The organism is Paenibacillus sp. GCM10027627, from assembly GCF_042675505.1.
Taxonomy (GTDB): Bacteria; Bacillota; Bacilli; order Paenibacillales; family Paenibacillaceae; genus Pristimantibacillus.
This window is the reverse complement of the sequence record NZ_JBHTHB010000002.1, coordinates 407,086-423,436: the sequence shown is the minus strand read 5'-3', so window position 1 is coordinate 423,436 and position 16,351 is coordinate 407,086. Positions and strand designations below refer to the sequence as shown.

10 protein-coding genes are annotated in these 16,351 nt (G+C 52.6%); 8 read left to right on the top strand and 2 right to left on the bottom strand.

Features of this window, described 5'->3' with window-relative positions; all coding sequences use genetic code 11:
* Window positions 1–420: 420 nt before the first annotated feature.
* Window positions 421–963, bottom strand: a complete 543-nt coding sequence (locus ACFQZE_RS09950) for a phosphatidylglycerophosphatase A family protein (RefSeq protein WP_379356314.1) — start codon at window positions 961–963, stop codon at window positions 421–423.
* 129 nt (window positions 964–1,092) lie between these two features.
* Between ACFQZE_RS09950 and ACFQZE_RS09945 the strand changes: the two genes are divergently transcribed.
* From ACFQZE_RS09945 to ACFQZE_RS09935, 3 genes are all read left to right on the top strand, one after another.
* Window positions 1,093–2,148 (top strand): GerMN domain-containing protein, encoded by a 1,056-nt coding sequence (locus ACFQZE_RS09945; protein WP_379356312.1) that lies wholly within the window; start codon window positions 1,093–1,095, stop codon window positions 2,146–2,148.
* Window positions 2,149–2,299: 151 nt separating this feature from the next.
* Window positions 2,300–3,037 carry a ribonuclease PH gene (gene rph, locus ACFQZE_RS09940; RefSeq protein WP_379356310.1) on the top strand — a complete coding sequence of 246 codons (738 nt, stop codon included), beginning with the start codon at window positions 2,300–2,302 and terminating at the stop codon, window positions 3,035–3,037.
* A 5-nt stretch (window positions 3,038–3,042) separates the two neighbouring features.
* Window positions 3,043–3,693 (top strand): XTP/dITP diphosphatase, encoded by a 651-nt coding sequence (locus ACFQZE_RS09935; protein ID WP_379356308.1) that lies wholly within the window; start codon window positions 3,043–3,045, stop codon window positions 3,691–3,693.
* 67 nt (window positions 3,694–3,760) lie between these two features.
* Here the strand turns inward: ACFQZE_RS09935 and asnB are convergent, their stop codons facing one another.
* A complete protein-coding gene (gene asnB, locus ACFQZE_RS09930) occupies window positions 3,761–5,608 on the bottom strand; it encodes an asparagine synthase (glutamine-hydrolyzing) (RefSeq protein WP_379356306.1) in 1,848 nt (615 codons plus the stop codon).
* 151 nt (window positions 5,609–5,759) lie between these two features.
* On the opposite strand from asnB, the gene ACFQZE_RS09925 reads away from it, so the two are divergent.
* The 5 genes from ACFQZE_RS09925 (at window position 5,760) to ACFQZE_RS09905 (ending at window position 16,263) form a co-directional block, all read left to right on the top strand.
* Window positions 5,760–6,104 carry a hypothetical protein gene (locus ACFQZE_RS09925; protein WP_379356304.1) on the top strand — a complete coding sequence of 115 codons (345 nt, stop codon included), beginning with the start codon at window positions 5,760–5,762 and terminating at the stop codon, window positions 6,102–6,104.
* Between the two features lie 161 nt (window positions 6,105–6,265).
* Window positions 6,266–6,853, top strand: coding sequence for a P-loop nucleotide/nucleoside kinase family protein (locus ACFQZE_RS09920; protein ID WP_379356302.1), 588 nt, complete (start codon window positions 6,266–6,268; stop codon window positions 6,851–6,853).
* A 283-nt stretch (window positions 6,854–7,136) separates the two neighbouring features.
* Window positions 7,137–7,763 carry a hypothetical protein gene (locus ACFQZE_RS09915; RefSeq protein ID WP_379356300.1) on the top strand — a complete coding sequence of 209 codons (627 nt, stop codon included), beginning with the start codon at window positions 7,137–7,139 and terminating at the stop codon, window positions 7,761–7,763.
* A 293-nt stretch (window positions 7,764–8,056) separates the two neighbouring features.
* The gene (locus ACFQZE_RS09910; protein ID WP_379356298.1) at window positions 8,057–14,584 is read left to right on the top strand and encodes a DUF7507 domain-containing protein; all 6,528 of its coding nucleotides are present in this window, start codon (window positions 8,057–8,059) and stop codon (window positions 14,582–14,584) included.
* Window positions 14,581–16,263 carry a hypothetical protein gene (locus ACFQZE_RS09905; RefSeq protein ID WP_379356296.1) on the top strand — a complete coding sequence of 561 codons (1,683 nt, stop codon included), beginning with the start codon at window positions 14,581–14,583 and terminating at the stop codon, window positions 16,261–16,263. Before ACFQZE_RS09910 ends, ACFQZE_RS09905 begins: the two co-directional genes overlap by 4 nt.
* The last annotated feature ends 88 nt before the right edge of the window (window positions 16,264–16,351 follow it).

Genomic DNA, 16,351 nt, shown 5'->3' with positions numbered 1-16,351 from the left:
TAGTGGTGCCAAAAACAACTAAACGTGCTCAAACAGGTGTACGGAGCAAAATAGTGGTGCCAAAAACAACTAAACGTGCTCAAACAGGTGTACGGAGCGAAATAGCGGTGCCAAAAACAACTAAACGTGCTCAAATCGGTGTACGGAGCAAAATAGTGGTGCCAAAAACAAATAAACGTGCTCAAACAGGTGTGCGGAGTGAAATAGTGCTGCCAGAAACAACTAAATGTGCTGAAACGGGTGTGCGGAGTGAAATAGTATTGCCAGAAACAACTAAACACGCTCAAACAGGTGTGCGGAGCGAAATAGCGGTGCCAGAAACAACTAGATCACGCCACAGCAGTGCATACAATAAAAGGTACCCCGCCCAAATGGGGTACCTTCTTTTCGGCAGCCTGTTAATGCTGCCAGTCAGCGAGTTTAGTCAAGAGGAGGGGTGGTCACGCCTTCGCGCTCCGCTTGCCTGCGATGGGCCATGCGGCTTGCTGCGGAAGCGGCGATTGCGCCGACGATATCGTCTAGAAAAGTGTGGATTTCCCCGTCAGATTTGCTGTTTAGCCTCACCAAAATGCCTGGCTTAAGCTTATCGACGTATCCGAAATTGGTAAAACCGATGCTTCCGTATACATTTACGATAGACAGCGCGAGAATTTCATCGCATCCGTACAGGCTTTCATCATGCTTGATCATATCCTGAAGCGGCGGCAGCAGCTTGCCTTCCTCCGCCAATATATCAAGCTGGATGCCGGTCAATACCGCATTTTGCACTTCGCGCTTGGAAAGAACGGCGTCGACATGCACAATGCAATCTTCCGGAGTAAGACCCGGAAAATAATCTTTTTGGAGGAAGTGGACGAGCTCGGCGATCGCAAGCTTGGTCACTCCTCTTTTGGCGAGCCATTCATCAGTTGCGGTTGCGACTTTTGAGCTATTAAGGCTGTAAATTTCGGGTTGATTGTTCATCGTTATTCCCCCACATGATTTTATGGACAAAACTGGTCTAAAACAGGGAAGGGCTCGTATACATATTACTACAAATGAGGAGTTGTACAAAGCCGCCAGGCTAAAATCAATCGGGGAGGAATTATCAACATGATTCAAAAAAGATGGATTCGCCGTACCGCATACGTCGCACTATTGGCGGTGCCCGTTCTAACCGCAGGATGCGGGTTGTTTTCGCAGCAAACGAGCAAATCGATTGACCCGCCGCCTGGGATCGAGACGTCGGAGGATGTGGAAGGCGAGCCAACGGGACTTTTGCCCGGCGCAGAAGAGAGCTCCAAAGTAACGGTGTATCTTCAGGATGGCAATGGCTATTTGGCTCCGGTCGCTGTTCCGCTTGCCCTTGAGAAGAATGAGACGGCTCCGCAAAAGGCGCTTGAAATTATGGTCGATCAAGGCGCATTCGCTTCGCAGCTGCCGGAAAACTTCCGCGCGTTAATTCCTCAGGGAACGCAGGTGCTGTCCTATGAATACGACAAAGAACTAAAAGTTGCGAAAGTGAATTTGTCCGGCGCTTTTGCCAATTACAACAGCCAAGACGAGCGCGCTATCGTGGAAGCTATCACATGGACATTAACGGCGATGAGCGGGATCGAGGGGGTCGAGCTTTCCATCGACGGCGAGCCTTTGACGGAAATGCCGCAAGCGGCGTTCCCAATCCAAGGCAAGCTGACTCGCGATATCGGCATCAATATCGAGACGGCCGACGGCGTCAGCGTGACGAACTCGTCTCCGGTTACCCTTTATTTCTCCGCTGAGACTGTTGGCGATGAGCAATATTATGTGCCTGTCACAAGGCTGATTTCGCGTTCCGACTCCAAAGTCCATGCAGCGCTCGAGGAGTTGATTGAAGGGCCGCTTAACAAAAAAGCGCTGACCAGCGTCATCCTCCCGGATGTCGAAGTGACCGGCATTGAGGAAAAAGACGGCGTTGTCATCGTCGACCTTCAGGACGAGGCGTACGAAAGCGGTCAGCAAATTCCGGCGGAAATGCTGCAAGCGGTCATCCTTTCCTTGACGGAAAACAGCGGCGCGGATTCCGTTCAAATCCGGATTAACGGCGAAACCAATTTGGTCGACGACAACAACCAATCTTATAGCGAGCCAGTCGGCAGGCCGCATCATGTAAATGCGCTGAAATCTTAAACGTCCGGCAAAAAGCCCCGAAAAAACGAATTAAGCTCCGGCTTAGTTCGTTTTTTTGCGCATAATTTAAGGGGCAAGATGCAATTCGGCGGCCACTTTGCTAAAATAGGGAGGATTACATACGGATTTTACGTTCAGGAGGCATACCGAAATGAGAAATGACAGTCGCGAGCCGAATCAGCTTCGTCCGGTCACGATTACGACCAATGTCAATAAGCATGCGGAGGGATCGGTCCTAATCGAGGTTGGCGACACGAAGGTGATTTGTACGGCCAGCGTCGAGGAGCGGGTTCCTCCTTTTATGAAGGGACAGGGAAAAGGGTGGATTACAGCAGAATACTCCATGCTTCCAAGAGCAACCCATTCCCGCAACCATCGGGAAGCTTCCAAAGGCAAGCTGACGGGAAGAACGATGGAAATTCAGCGGCTGATCGGCCGCGCGCTTCGTTCTGTTGTGGATTTGTCAGCGCTTGGCGAGCGCACGATTACGCTGGACTGTGACGTCATTCAGGCGGACGGCGGCACACGCACGACATCCATTACTGGAGCTTTTGTCGCTATGGCGATTGCGATTCACCGTATTTCCAAAACGGCGACGTTTAATAAATATCCGATCAGAGACTTTTTGGCATCCGTCAGCGTTGGCGTCATTGGCGAGAAGGCGCTTCTTGATTTGAATTATGAAGAGGACTCCAAAGCCAAAGTCGATATGAACGTCGTGATGACGGGCGAAGGAAAATTTGTGGAAGTGCAAGGGACGGGCGAGGATGCGCCGTTTACGCGCGAGGAGCTGAATGAGCTGCTGGCGCTTGCGGAGTCCGGCATTGCGGAATTGATCGGCAAGCAGCGCGAGGCGCTGGGCGAGCTTGCGGATCGGATTGGGGGCTGACGCGAGTGGGCTTGAACTTGCTGTCGGGACAATCAACGATTGTTGTAGCTACCAAAAACGCGGGCAAAGTAAAGGAATTTGCTCATGCGCTTGAGAAGCTGGGCAAAAGTGTGGCAAGCTTGCACGACTATCCTTCTATTGAAGATATTGTGGAGGATGGAGACACGTTTGCCGCCAATGCCCGAATCAAAGCCAAGACGACGGGCGACGCACTCGGCGTGCCTGCCCTTGCTGACGATTCCGGCTTGCGGGTAGAGGCGCTTGACGGCAGGCCCGGCGTTTATTCCGCCCGGTATGCTGGAGAAGGGGCAAGTGACCAGGACAATAACGAAAAGCTGCTGGCGGAACTGTCCGAGATGGGAGCTTCACTGCCTGGCGATTGTTTGCCAGATGGCTCGAGGGGGCTAAGCCGTGCCCAGTTTGTATGCGCGTTGGCGCTGTATGATCCCGCGACTGGGCAGTTTGTTGAAGCCAAAGGTACGGTAGACGGCCTTATTACGGACCGCCCGCATGGCGACGGAGGATTCGGCTACGATCCGCTTTTCTGGCTGCCGCAGCTCGGCAGAGGGATGGCAGAGCTAAGCAAAGAGGAGAAATCAGCCATCAGCCACCGCGGCGAGGCGCTTAAAGCGCTTCTTGCCCAGTTGGAAGCTTAGAGCATGAACTTAAAAGGGACGCACTCCTGCGGGAGGCGTCCCTTTTTTTGTTATCCCCTTGCCCTTTTTATCGCACGATTGAAACGTTATACCGTTTAAGCCATAGATTGACTTGATATAAATAGGCAAACAACTGCGGGCCGGACATTAATTGGCCGAACCAAGGGATATTGGAGCTTGCGGAAGCGGACTCAGTCAGCTCGCGCACTTTTTTCACGTTGATGAGCGGAAGGATCGGCGAGGAAGGATCATTCAGCACATCCAGCAAAAGTCCGCGTACAGCGGCCAAATAGTTTGGATTATGCGTTTTGGGATACGGACTTTTTTTGCGCCACAAGACGTCATCCGGCAAAAGTCCCTGCAACGCTTTTCGCAAAATGCCCTTTTCCCTGTCGCCCGCCGTTTTGATCTCCCAAGGGATGTTCCACACATACTCCACTAGACGATGATCGCAAAACGGAACGCGTACCTCAAGTCCCGCCGCCATGCTCATCCGATCTTTGCGGTCCAGCAAGGTTGGCATAAAGCGGGTAATGTTCAAATAAGACATGCGCCGCATTTTTTTAAGCTGTTCGTCCTCGCCGGTTAAGTGAGGTACTTCCGCAACGGCGTCGGCATACCTGTCGCCAATGTATTCTTCCGGCCGTATCCATCCGGCAATTTCCGGCGACAGCAGACTTCCCCGCATTCCAGTCGCCAGCGACCAAGGGAAGGTGTTGCTGCTGAGCGCATCGTCCCGGTGAAACCAAGGATATCCGCCGAATATTTCGTCGGCCGCCTCGCCGGAAATGGCGACGGTGGCTCCTTTTTTGATTTCATGGCAGAACAAAAGAAGGGAGGCGTCCACATCCGCCATGCCGGGCAAGTCGCGCGCCAGCGTCGCATCGTGCAAAGCCGCTACCAGCTCCGGCGTATCGAATTGGATGGCATGATGAATCGTGCCTAGATGCTCAGTCATCCGTTTGATCCATGGGGCGTCGCTGCCGGGCTGAAAATCATGGGCTGCAAAATGTTTGTCATTGTCCCGGTAATCGACGGAATACGTATGGATGTTGCCTTGCCCGCCGGCTTTATAGTAGTTGACTGCCAGTGTCGTGAGAGCGCTCGAATCGAGGCCGCCGGAAAGGAGCGTACATACGGGCACATCGGAGATAAGCTGGCGTTCAACCGTATCGATAAGAAGCTCCCTGACATGCTGGGCCGTTTGCTCTACGGTATGTTCGTGAGGTTGGCTTCTAAGCTGCCAATACGTAATTGTTTTGACGCCCGCGCCGTTAATGACCATGCATTGTCCCGGACGCAGCTCGCTAATATCCTTATACACTCCGTGGCCGGGCGTGCGCGCAGGACCGATAACAAAAATTTCGGCCAATCCTTCAGCCCCTACCTCCGCTTTGACGGCAGGATGCTCCAAAATGCATTTCGGCTCCGAGCCGAAGATGAACAAGCCTTCCCGTTGGCTAAAAAAAAGCGGCTTTACGCCCAGCCGGTCGCGTGCCACAAACAGTTCCCGCGCAGTGGTATCCCATATCGCAAACGCAAAAATGCCGTTGAACCGTTCAACGGAGGCCCGGCCCCATTCCATAAAAGCGACGAGCAGCACTTCGGTGTCGCAAGTTGTCGTAAAGGAGCGGCCTCTGCTCTCCAATTCTTTTTTCAGCTCAGGCGCATTGTACAGCTCACCGTTATAGACAATCACATATTTATCGTCACCCGTATACCGAATCATGGGCTGGGCTCCGTTTTCCGGGTCCATAACGGACAGACGGCGATGGCCGAGCGCGCAATGTCCCGATATCCATGTGCCCGCAGCGTCGGGGCCTCGCGGGGCAAGCGTATCCGTCATTCTTTCCAAGTGGCTGCTTTCTTTGGTCAGATCACTGTTCCAATCAATCCAGCCGGTTATTCCGCACATCCCTCTCATTCCTCTCTATGCTGGACTCCAGTTGCGATAATAACAGTTATATGCTGAAAAAAGGGATAAAATGTCTGTCCGACAGGGATGCTAGAGGTAGCGTCTGCTTAATCGAAAGCAATAACGAAAGGGAAGGAATGTGGGGCAAACGATGGAGCGATCATTCGAATCAGAGGAAAGCGGCGAGCGCAAGCCTTATTTTATTTCCGTTCAGGCGGGACAAATATTGGAAGATCCTGAGGCTGCGGCATATGAGCTGGAGATTGTAGCCGGCGAGGAGGAATTAAGCAAGCTGCGCGAGTTGTTTGAGGAGCTGTCCTCGATGGACGAAGCAGAGGCGTTCCATTTTGGCGGCAGGCCGTTTTCGCCCGATAGCGATGAAATATTAAACGGTGCCTCGGATGAAATCATCGGCCGCATTTACCAGTTTCTTTATGAATACGGGACGGACAAGACGAAGCGGCATATCGAAGCGATGGGCATTATGCAACACTAAAATAGCGGGCAGCACCTAGAAATGCCGCTTCGAGCATCATGATCCAAGGATGATGCTCGAAGCGGCATTTTTGCAGAGCGGGGGCGGCCTTTCGAGAAACGGTTCGCATGAAACGGTTAACATGGTATAATTTTTTTATCAAAATAATGGGGGCATACAAGTTGCAGAAGCTGATCTTTTTTGTAGGGGTAGCGGGTACCGGCAAAACGACGGTAGCCAGAAAGCTGAGCGTGGACATACCTGCCGCGTTTTTGGACCGGGATACGATCGGAGGAAGGTTTGTCGAAGCGATACTTGAGATGAAGGGGCTCGACAAAAACGACCGCGATTCCGAGTTTTACAAAACCCATTTGCGCGATTTGGAATACGATACCGCTAAGGATGTCTGCATCGAAAACTTAGCCGCAGGCCAAAACGTATTTATGATTTCGCCGTTTACGGCGGAGCTTAAAAATAAAGAATGGATTGAAGAAGTGATATGTGCCGCTGGCTTGACCAAAGAACAGGTAGACGTAAAGGTTATCGTGGTGACGCTGTCGGACATGACTCTTCAGAAGAGCCGGATCGTTGGACGCCAGACGGAGCGCGATCAGTGGAAGCTGGACAATTGGGGAGATTTTCAGAAGCGTGTGGACTTTGTGCCGACTATCAACTGGGACATTCCGGAGAGCAGCGTGCTTATATTTGACAACAGCGGCGATTTGACGGGAGCCAAGGTGGACGTGCTGAGACGTTTTGCTCTTGGTTAATGATATAAGAAAATGGTTCAAGGGGCTTGTTCCCCGTTCAAAACAAAGCAAGCAGCAGCCCGTAACGATACGGTCTGCTGTTTTTTCTTTCCGGAAAGGGAAATGAAAAGCGTCAAATTTATAGAATAAGACTGAGTTTATATTGAAACTCCCCTAATTCCAGCATAAAGCTTCGCTCCTCAATGTCCGCCAATGCAAGGTATGGGTATATACCGTGTCCCACTCGCCTGCGCCCGAGTAAATATAGTAGATAAATGAAACTTCGGGACTGGAGTGAGTGGATGTGAAAATAGATTTAGGCTGCGGTCCGAACAAGCACGACGGATATTTTGGCATCGATAAACGCCGAATAGCGGACGTCGATCTTGTATGGGATATAAACGAGTCGATACCGCTTCCGAGCGATTCCGTTGAATTTGTTATGGCCAGCCGTTCGTTGCCGTACGTAAACGACTTGTTTAAAGTGATGGCGGACTTGTACCGGTTATGCTCCCATAAGGCGGTAGTTTGCATTTTGGCTCCTTACGCCCACCATTTCGATCATATGGCCAACCCTTATATAAAGCAAAGATTTGACGAGTCCAGCCCCCGTTATTGGACGCCCTCCTTTTACGAGCCCTCCCATGGGTTCAAATGCCCCGAGCTTTCTCCTTATGCGGATAGTTCCCCGCCGTTCGATTTCCGATTGCTGCATATGGAGCTTTTATACGATTCTGAATTCGATTTATCGCTTTACGATTCGGAAGAGCTGGGGACGATTCAGCGTTTTCAACCGAATGCGGCAGTTGAAATCGTTTATTATGTGGCTGCTGTAAAAAAGGTGATCGCTGAGGAGGAATTGGATGAGCTGAGCAGAGGGGTCTATCCACGTCCCAACGTTTTGGAGCAAAAAAAGAATGCGGAGTACTAGTCCCTTTTTTTGATAGGGGAACATGGAATTGAAATAAATGTCATACGAATGAGGAAGAGGTCGTATAGAACGCATCGTATTAGCATTTTATTCGGGTAAAGGGGGGGACAACAATTCCTCTCATCGTTCGAGCCACTTTCAACGCAACAGGCGCCATTACCTTTACCGGCAATACGCTGGGGCTGAGCAGATCGGATACGGCCGGGGTACCAGGAACTCAGGACAGTATTGGCGCATTCACGACGACGAACACAGCTTCCGTTTATGGCACTTATCCCGCGGGCACAACGAGCTTGTATCAGAGCAACAGCTCTAACGCCCAACTTGTTCTGCCCACAGGCAGTACGGTGTTGTATGCCGAATTGATTTGGGGCGGCTCGTACATAAACGGGAGCGTTAATCTAAGCGCGGCGATTAACAATCCGGTTTCCTTCACGACTCCGACCGGGACAACAAGCATTACGCCGGACTCCGCTACGGCTCAGCAGGTCGATCTGGGCAACGGCGCATCGGCTTATGTCAGATCGGCCAATGTGACGTCGCTAATTCAGCAGGGTATGTCAGGCACGTATACGACCAGCGGGGTGGTTGGCACAATCGTCATAACCGGCGATGCGACAGCCAATCATGCGGGGTGGACGCTTGGTGTCATCTACCAAAATCCAACGCTGCCGTTCCGCAATATGTCTCTGCGCGCTGGAGCGATTCTGGTCCAAGCTACCTCTGATCCGGTCAATACGACGATTACCGGCTTTGCTACCCCTATATCGGGCGCGCTAGGCGGGAGAGCGCTGTTCAGCGCCCAAGAAGGGGATGCGAATCGGACTGGAGATCAAGCTTTATTCGGACCGACCGCGGCTTCGCTTGTTGCGTTGTCCGGGCCTAACAACTTCGCAACCAACTTTTTTGCATCGCAAATTAACAACGATGCCGGCCAATTGAATACAACAGGCACTTTTGGCAACCGCAACCAAACAAACGGCACTCCCGGCACTAATATTTCCGGGGGACGGCAAGGCTGGGACATTACAAACGTGGACATATCCGCTCGCCTTGCCAATAACCAGTCCTCAGCGGTGCTAAGCCTTACGACGTCAGGCGATGCCTACGTCCTTAACGGAAACGCGATTCAGGTCAATATTAACTCGCCGCAGATCAACGTAGTCAAAAGCGCCAACGTATCCGGGGTTGTGGCAGGGGATACCATCGTCTATACCGTCACGGTGAGCAATACCGGGACAGCCAACGCGGCGAGCGTCGTCCTCTCCGACGCGCTGCCGGCGGGATCCGCTTTTGTGGCGGGGAGTGTAACGGTAGCCGGGGTAGCCAAACCGACGTTTGACATTACGACGGGGGTTTCGCTTGGCTCGCTCAACCTGAATTCGTCAGTTGCGGTTACATACAGAGCAACGGTCACGTCGGTTCCGTCTCCGCAGCAGCTCGTTAACACGGCCAACGCCGCGTTTACATTTCAGAGCGTGGCGGGCGGTTCGATCATCTCGGGCGTGATCCCGTCCAATTCGGTTACGCTGCCGGTGTACTCCCCCAAGCTGTCGATCGTGAAATCGGCTAACGTAACCAATGCTTCAGTGGGCAGCACGGTAACTTACAGGCTGGATCTATCCAATACCGGCAATATTGGGGCTGTAACGACGATAACGGACAATATTCCGGCGGGAAGCACCTATGTGTCTGGCAGCTTTACCGTCAATGGCGTGCCTATAGCTGGAGCAAATCCTGCGACAGGTGTTGCAATTGGCACTATAGGCGCGGGAGCAACTTCTGTCGTTACCTTTCAGACGTTGGTCAATACGCTGCCTTCCCCGCCGCAATTGGTCGACCAGGCAACTGCAGCCTACACGTTTCAGCCTCCGGACGGCCGCACGATTTCTGGCTCTGCGGCATCCAATACGTTAACGCTGCCTGTCCAGTTGCCTAACGTTTCGGTAGTGAATAGCGCAAGCTTGCCGGACGCGGCTGTAGGGGACACGATCACGTATTCATCCGTTATATCCAATAATGGCTCACAGCCGGTTACGAATGTTGTGCTGACGGACCCCATTCCGGCAGGGTCCACATTTGTGCCCGGGAGCGTAACTGTCGGCGGTGTCGCAAAGCCCGGCATATCTCCCGCGAGCGGCGTTGCTGTAGGGACACTGGCTGCCGGCGCTTCTGCAACCGTTGTGTTTCAGGTTACGGCCACGTCGTTGCCTTCGCCGCCGCAATTGTCTAATCAGGCTTCTGTTTCGTACAATTCCGGCACTTTTTCAGGCATTACGTTGTCCAATACGACAATAACCCCGCTTTACCAAGCTGTTATCGGCATCGCCAAGTCGGCGGATCGGACGAAAGCTACCGTCGGTACGAGGGTCACTTATTCTATAAACGTCGGCAATACTGGCAATATCGCCGCGTCAGTCGTACTCACCGACAATATTCCGACGGGCAGTTCATTTGTTGCAGGCAGCGTCACTGTTCGCGGTGTTGCGCAGCCTAACGCTTCGCCGACAGCGGGCATCCCACTTGGAACAGTGGCGCCAGGCGGTTCCGTCCCGATTACGTTTCAAACGGAGCTGACCGCCGTGCCTTCACCGCCGTTTCTAGTCGATCAAGCTGCTGGAGCCTATACTCTACAGCTTCCGAGCGGACGTACGGTTTCCGGCTCAAGCGTATCCAATACAGTTTCCGTGACGGCCTCTGCACCCGACGTAGAGATTGTCAAAACAGTAAATCGTACGGCGGCAACGTTAAACGACATATTGACCTATACCGTCACGGTAACCAACAGCGGTGTCGACCCCGTCACCAGTGTCGTTTTATCCGATCCCATTCCTCCGGGAACTGCTTTTGTTGCCGGAAGCGTCACCGTGAACGGGGCCGCCATTGCGGGAGCGAGTCCCGATGTGGGCATCTCGATTGGCACGCTTGCACCGCAAGCCTCGGCAACGATCCAATTTCAGCTGCAAGTCGTCTCGCTGCCAAGCCCTGCCCAAATTTCTAACCGGGCAGTTGCCGCTTTCCGGTCCGGCACCCTGCTAGGAAGCTCCGTTTCCGATGCGATCGTTACGCCAGTATACGTGCCTGTCATTGGAGCGGTAAAAAGCGCGAGCACTTTGAACGCTACGGTGGGGGATTCCTTTACTTATTTTTTTGATATATCCAATTCGGGCAATATTGCGGCTTCCGTTACGTTGACCGATGCGATGCCTCCCGGTGCGGTATTTAACACGAACAGCGTCATTATCGGCGGCGTGCCAACCCCTGGCGTCAGTCCAGACACGGGGATATCAACCGGTTCCATAAATCCCGGTTCCACAGTAACGATGAGCTTTGTGGCTACCATCGTTTCATTGCCTCAGTCCCAGCGGCTGGTTAATCAAGGCAACGCCGCTTACAGCTTTGATCTTCCGGACGGACGGCATCTGACAGGGAACACGGCAAGCAATACCGTGTCGATAAAGGTATCCTCACCGAACGTCAGCATCGTCAAAAGCGCCAGTCCAACCGCTTCCGTCGCAACAGGAGATGAAATCACTTATGCCGTAGCTGTGACGAACAACGGAATCAGCAACATCAATAATGCCATTATTAGCGACGTTCTTTCATCCAACACTTCGTTTATACCTGGAAGCGTAAATGTGAACGGCTCTCCCCAGCCCGCCGCAAATCCGTCCTCCGGCATTCCAATCGGTACCTTGGCTCCTGGCGCTTCGGCTACCGTAACTTTTGAGGTGATCGTAACGATGGCGACTCCATCACAAATTAACAACCAATCGACGGTCAGTTTTACGTCGGGCACCTTTTCCGCCACTTCATCCTCCAACACAACAACAGTCCCGGTAACGCAGCCGAAGATCAATTTGACAAAAAGCGCTAGCACTAACAACGCCACCATAGGCGACGCCATTATCTATACCATTGATGTGGCAAACACCGGGAATTTGACCGGAACTGTCACCTTATTTGATGCGATCTCGCCAGCGACTACTTTTACGACAAACAGCGTTACAGTCGGCGGCTCCCCTCGTCCGGGCGTCTCCCCGGCAAGCGGCATTCCCGTCGGCGATGTCGCGCCCGGCGCTACGGTGCGCGTGACGTTTGAAGTGGTTATCACTTCATTGCCTACGCCACAGCAGATCAGCAATCAGGCGAACGCAACCTATACGTTTACTCCCCCGGACGGCAGACTGCTTACGGGCTCGGCGACATCCAACACCATTACTTTTCCAGTTTCCGCGCCCAATGTCTCGGTCAACAAATCAACGCCTTCAACTGTTGCGGCAATTGGAGATACGATCACTTATACGACGACAATTCAAAATAGCGGCATCGAGGCCGTTAGCAACGTGCTGTTTTCCGACCCTATTCCTCCTGGGGCAACTTTTGTAACGGGCAGCGTTGTTATCAATGGCGTTCCTGCTCCGGCGGCTGTACCCCCCAATGGAATTGCCCTTGGAACCATCGCTCCTTCCGCAACAACGACCGTGCAGTTTAACATCACGGTTGGCTCCATTCCAAATCCGGCCGTATTGAACAATCAGGCATCGGTCAGCTTTACGTCAGGCGCCTTCTCCGGCACCTCGTTGTCCAATATAGTGTCAACGCCGGTGTCGCAGCCGATTATAGCCATTGCCAAAAGCGCCAGCGACAATTTGACCTCTGTTGGCGATACGGTTACTTATACGCTTTCGGTCAGCAATACTGGCAACTATCCGGCTCAGCTTACCGTAACCGACAATATTCCGGCCGGAACATCACTTGTGCCGAACAGCGTTCTCGTTAACAATTTCCCGGTGCCGGGCGGCAATCCATCTTCCGGCATCAATGCTGGAGTCATTCAGCCGGGATCGACTACTCAAGTGCTGTTTTCGGTCGTCGTTGACTCGCTTCCTGCAACTCAGCAGCTAAGCAATCAAGGAACAGCTGCCTATTCGTTTACATTGCCAGATGGCCGGACACTAGGCGGCTCGGCGACCTCAAATACTGTCGTCATTCCGGTGACGGCTCCTAATGTGAACACGGTCAAGAGCAGTACTACGACGGCCGCTTCGGTTGGCGATACGATTACGTACACAACTGCGGTTACCAATACCGGTATTGATCCCGTTAACAACGCGGTGTTTACGGACCCGCTCCCTGCGGGGACAGCTTTTGTGGCAGGGAGTGTCACAATAGACGGCACGCCTCGGCCTTCGTCCAATCCGTCAAGCGGCATTGCTATCGGCACTATAGCGTCGGGAGCTACGGTCACCGTTGCCTTCAATGTAACGGTCACTTCGCTGCCGGTGCCAAATATTTTGAATAACCAGTCGTCGACCAGCTTTACTTCGGGTGTGTTCTCAGGCGTTTCCTTATCCAATGTCGTTTCAATACCGGTCTACCAGCCGATTTTGGCCGCTGTCAAAAGCGCAAATACAAACAATGCTACAGTGGGGGATACTGTCTCTTATACAATTGTTCTGAATAATACAGGAAACTATGGCGCGAACGTCATAGTGACCGATACGATCGCCGCCGGAACGTCGCTTGTTCCCAATAGTGTGCTCGTCAACGGAGCTCCGGTACCCGGCGCAGATCCAGCGACAGGCATTCCGGTTGACAATGTAACAGGCAGCGCAACCATTATGTTCTCCGTCGTTATTAATAGTTTGCCTGCCAATCAACTGCTCACCAATCAGGCGTCCGCTACGTATTCGTATACGCTGCCGGATGGTCGGACGCTTACCGGTTCTTTTAACTCAAATACAATTTCGATTCCAGTATCAACACCTAATATCAGCGTAGTTAAATCGTCCACCAGAACAGACGCGGCCGTAGGAGAGACCATTCCATATACAATCGTGGTGACAAACAGCGGTCTTGAAACGGTCAATAATGTTGTGTTTTCGGATCCGATTCCTGCAGGCTCAACCTTTAACGGAGGCAGCGTCACGCTTAACGGAGCGCCGTTGCCGACCGCAAATCCTGCATCTGGCTTCTCGCTTGGTTCGATTGCTCCTGGCGCTTCCGCTACGGTTGCTTTTACAGTAACGGTCACGTCACTGCCAAACCCGGCGCAGCTCAGCAACCGGTCGCTCGTCAGCTTTACGTCGGGCGCTTTCTCCGGCTCTTCGTTCTCGAATACACTCGTTACACCTATTTATCAGCCGATCATTGGCATAGTCAAAAGCGCGAATACATCGAATGCAACCGTTGGGGATACGATTGTTTATTCGTTTGACGTAACGAATACGGGCAATTGGGCTGCAGATGTTACGGTTGTCGACAACATTCCGACAGGCGCTTCTTTTGTCCCTAACAGCGTACTCGTTAATGGAGTGCCTCAGCCGGGCGTCGATCCGACAGCAGGCATTGCGCTGGGGACCGTTACTGCGGGGCAGTCTGTCCATGTAAGCGTCTCGCTGCAAGTAACAGTTGATGCGCTGCCTTCTCCGCAGCGACTTGTCAATCAGGGAACGGCCAATTATACATTCGTGCTGCCTGACGGCATAACGCGCTCGGGAAGCCAGCCTTCGAATCAACTCGTTATACCGGTTTCCTCGCCGGATGTCACTGTCGTCAAAAGCGCCGATGTCATCGATGCCGTGGTCGGCGACAAAATTACGTACACCATTGCCATTACGAACAATGGATTGTCACCGGTTAATAATGTAGTCGTGTCTGACCCGACTCCGGCAGGTACCGTCTTCGTGGCGGGCAGCGTAACGGTCGACGGCGTATCCAGACCGACTGCTAATCCAAATGTAGGCGTTGCTATTGGAACGATTGCGCCGGGAGCTTCTGTGAGCTTGACCTTCCAAGTACAGGTTGTTGCAACATGACGAGCGGTTCTCAGCCTTCCCATAAGCTGCTGAACCAATCAACTGTTTCTTTCCGCTCCGGCAATACGGAGCATGTCGCTTATTCCAATACGGTAGCTACCCCTCTCGTCGGACCAAAATTCGAGCTGTCAAAAAGGGCTGAGCCGGACTGCGCCGCATTAGACGATATCATCACTTATCGTTTGAAGCTCAGCAACTCCGGGAATCGGGGGGCAGAGGTAGTGCTGTACGACGCGCTGCCTGAAGGCACGGTATTTGTTGCGAACAGTTTGCTTATTGACGGCGTTCCGCTGCCGGGGGTAAAACCCGGCAGCGGTATCCCGCTTGGGGTCATAGAGCCGAAAACGACGGTCCGCATTGTCTTTCAGGTTCTTATTTCGTTTTTGCCTCCGGAATTAAAGCTGGTCAATCAAGCGCGAGCGGAGTATGTCTTTTATACGATTGATGAGAGGCGATTTACAGGGACAGTCTTGTCGAATTCGGTGAAAATTAAGGTGGAAGGCGCTCGTTTCTCTGCTCATTTGAAGGCATCTGCGGACTATACGTACGTATGCGATACGGTATCGTTTATGTTGGTCGTGGCAAACAGAGGGAACAATCGGATGAACAATACGCTTCTATCGCTTCTCCTTCCCCCGGAAGCGGAGCTCGTTCGAGGGAGCGTAGTGGTAGACGATGTTTGCATGCCGTCGCTTGATCACGGTGAAGAGATCGCTGTAGGACATATCGATCCCGGGCGCACCGTTCAAGTTGCTTTCCGTATAAAGACGGCAAGTGCGCCTATTAACCCGTTCTTAATCATACAAGCATTGGTCCGCTGCGATATCAAAGGGATTAAGTACGAGGAAGCGACAAACAAGGTAAAGCTAAAAGTCATTTGTCCTGAGGTTGTTGTGCACAAAACGGCAAGTGCAGGCTCTGTAACGAGAGGTGATACGCTCCGTTATGAACTGCGTGTGCGCAATGACAGCGGTTTTGCAATAGATGCGGTTTTGCGGGATTGTTTGCCCGAAGGCGCCCTTTTTGTCTGGGACAGCGTTAAGATCGACGGCAAGCGCGAAAAGGGCTTCCAGCCGTCTGAAGGAATTCCGCTCGGCACGATTCGCGCGTTTACTGCTGTTGCCGTTGCCTTTGACGTCACAGTTCCATCCGCTGCTATAGACGGAAGCGACGGCGTTTGGACTAACAAAGCAAAGCTAGGCTATACGTATCCATTGCCCGACGGACGCAAAGTGCTAGAGGAGGTATGGTCAAACCCGGTGGATACGGCGCTGGTTGCCCCCATAATCCGTTTGACGATAAAGCCTCTATCTCCATACGCGGAAGCCGGCAGCCGAATAGCATTCGAGGCAGAATTGAGCAATGCGGGCAATTTGGCAGCCGATGTGGTGCTGTCGAGGCTGATTCCTCCTGAAACCGAGGTGGTGCCAGGCAGCATTCGGATTGTCGGGAGGGGAGATGCCGAGTGGCTTCCAAGCGGATTGCTCCCGCTGGGTACGGTTGAACCGCGGGAAAGGATTAGGATTCGATACGAAGTTTTGCTAAACGAGGTTGTGGAGTCCTCCATCGTCCGGGGACATGCGATCGCACGCTACACCTACGAGTTGAATGGCAAGCCGTATGGCGATGTGGTTCGCTCAAACGGGTATCAAGTAGAGGTGGAAGAGCATAACGAATAATAATCTTGAAAATCAAAAAAATCCCTGCGAGCCCGGGTAGCATTAAGGCATCGCGGGGATTTTCCCATTGTTGTTATTAAAAGTGCTG

Coding starts and splice junctions, on each gene's coding strand:
- ACFQZE_RS09925 (WP_379356304.1), top strand. CDS start 5,760: ATGGAGCGATCATTCGAATCAGAGGAAAGCGGCGAGCGCAAGCCTTAT.
- rph (WP_379356310.1), top strand. CDS start 2,300: ATGAGAAATGACAGTCGCGAGCCGAATCAGCTTCGTCCGGTCACGATT.
- ACFQZE_RS09905 (WP_379356296.1), top strand. CDS start 14,581: ATGACGAGCGGTTCTCAGCCTTCCCATAAGCTGCTGAACCAATCAACT.
- ACFQZE_RS09945 (WP_379356312.1), top strand. CDS start 1,093: ATGATTCAAAAAAGATGGATTCGCCGTACCGCATACGTCGCACTATTG.
- ACFQZE_RS09950 (WP_379356314.1), bottom strand. CDS start 963: ATGAACAATCAACCCGAAATTTACAGCCTTAATAGCTCAAAAGTCGCA.
- asnB (WP_379356306.1), bottom strand. CDS start 5,608: ATGTGCGGAATAACCGGCTGGATTGATTGGAACAGTGATCTGACCAAA.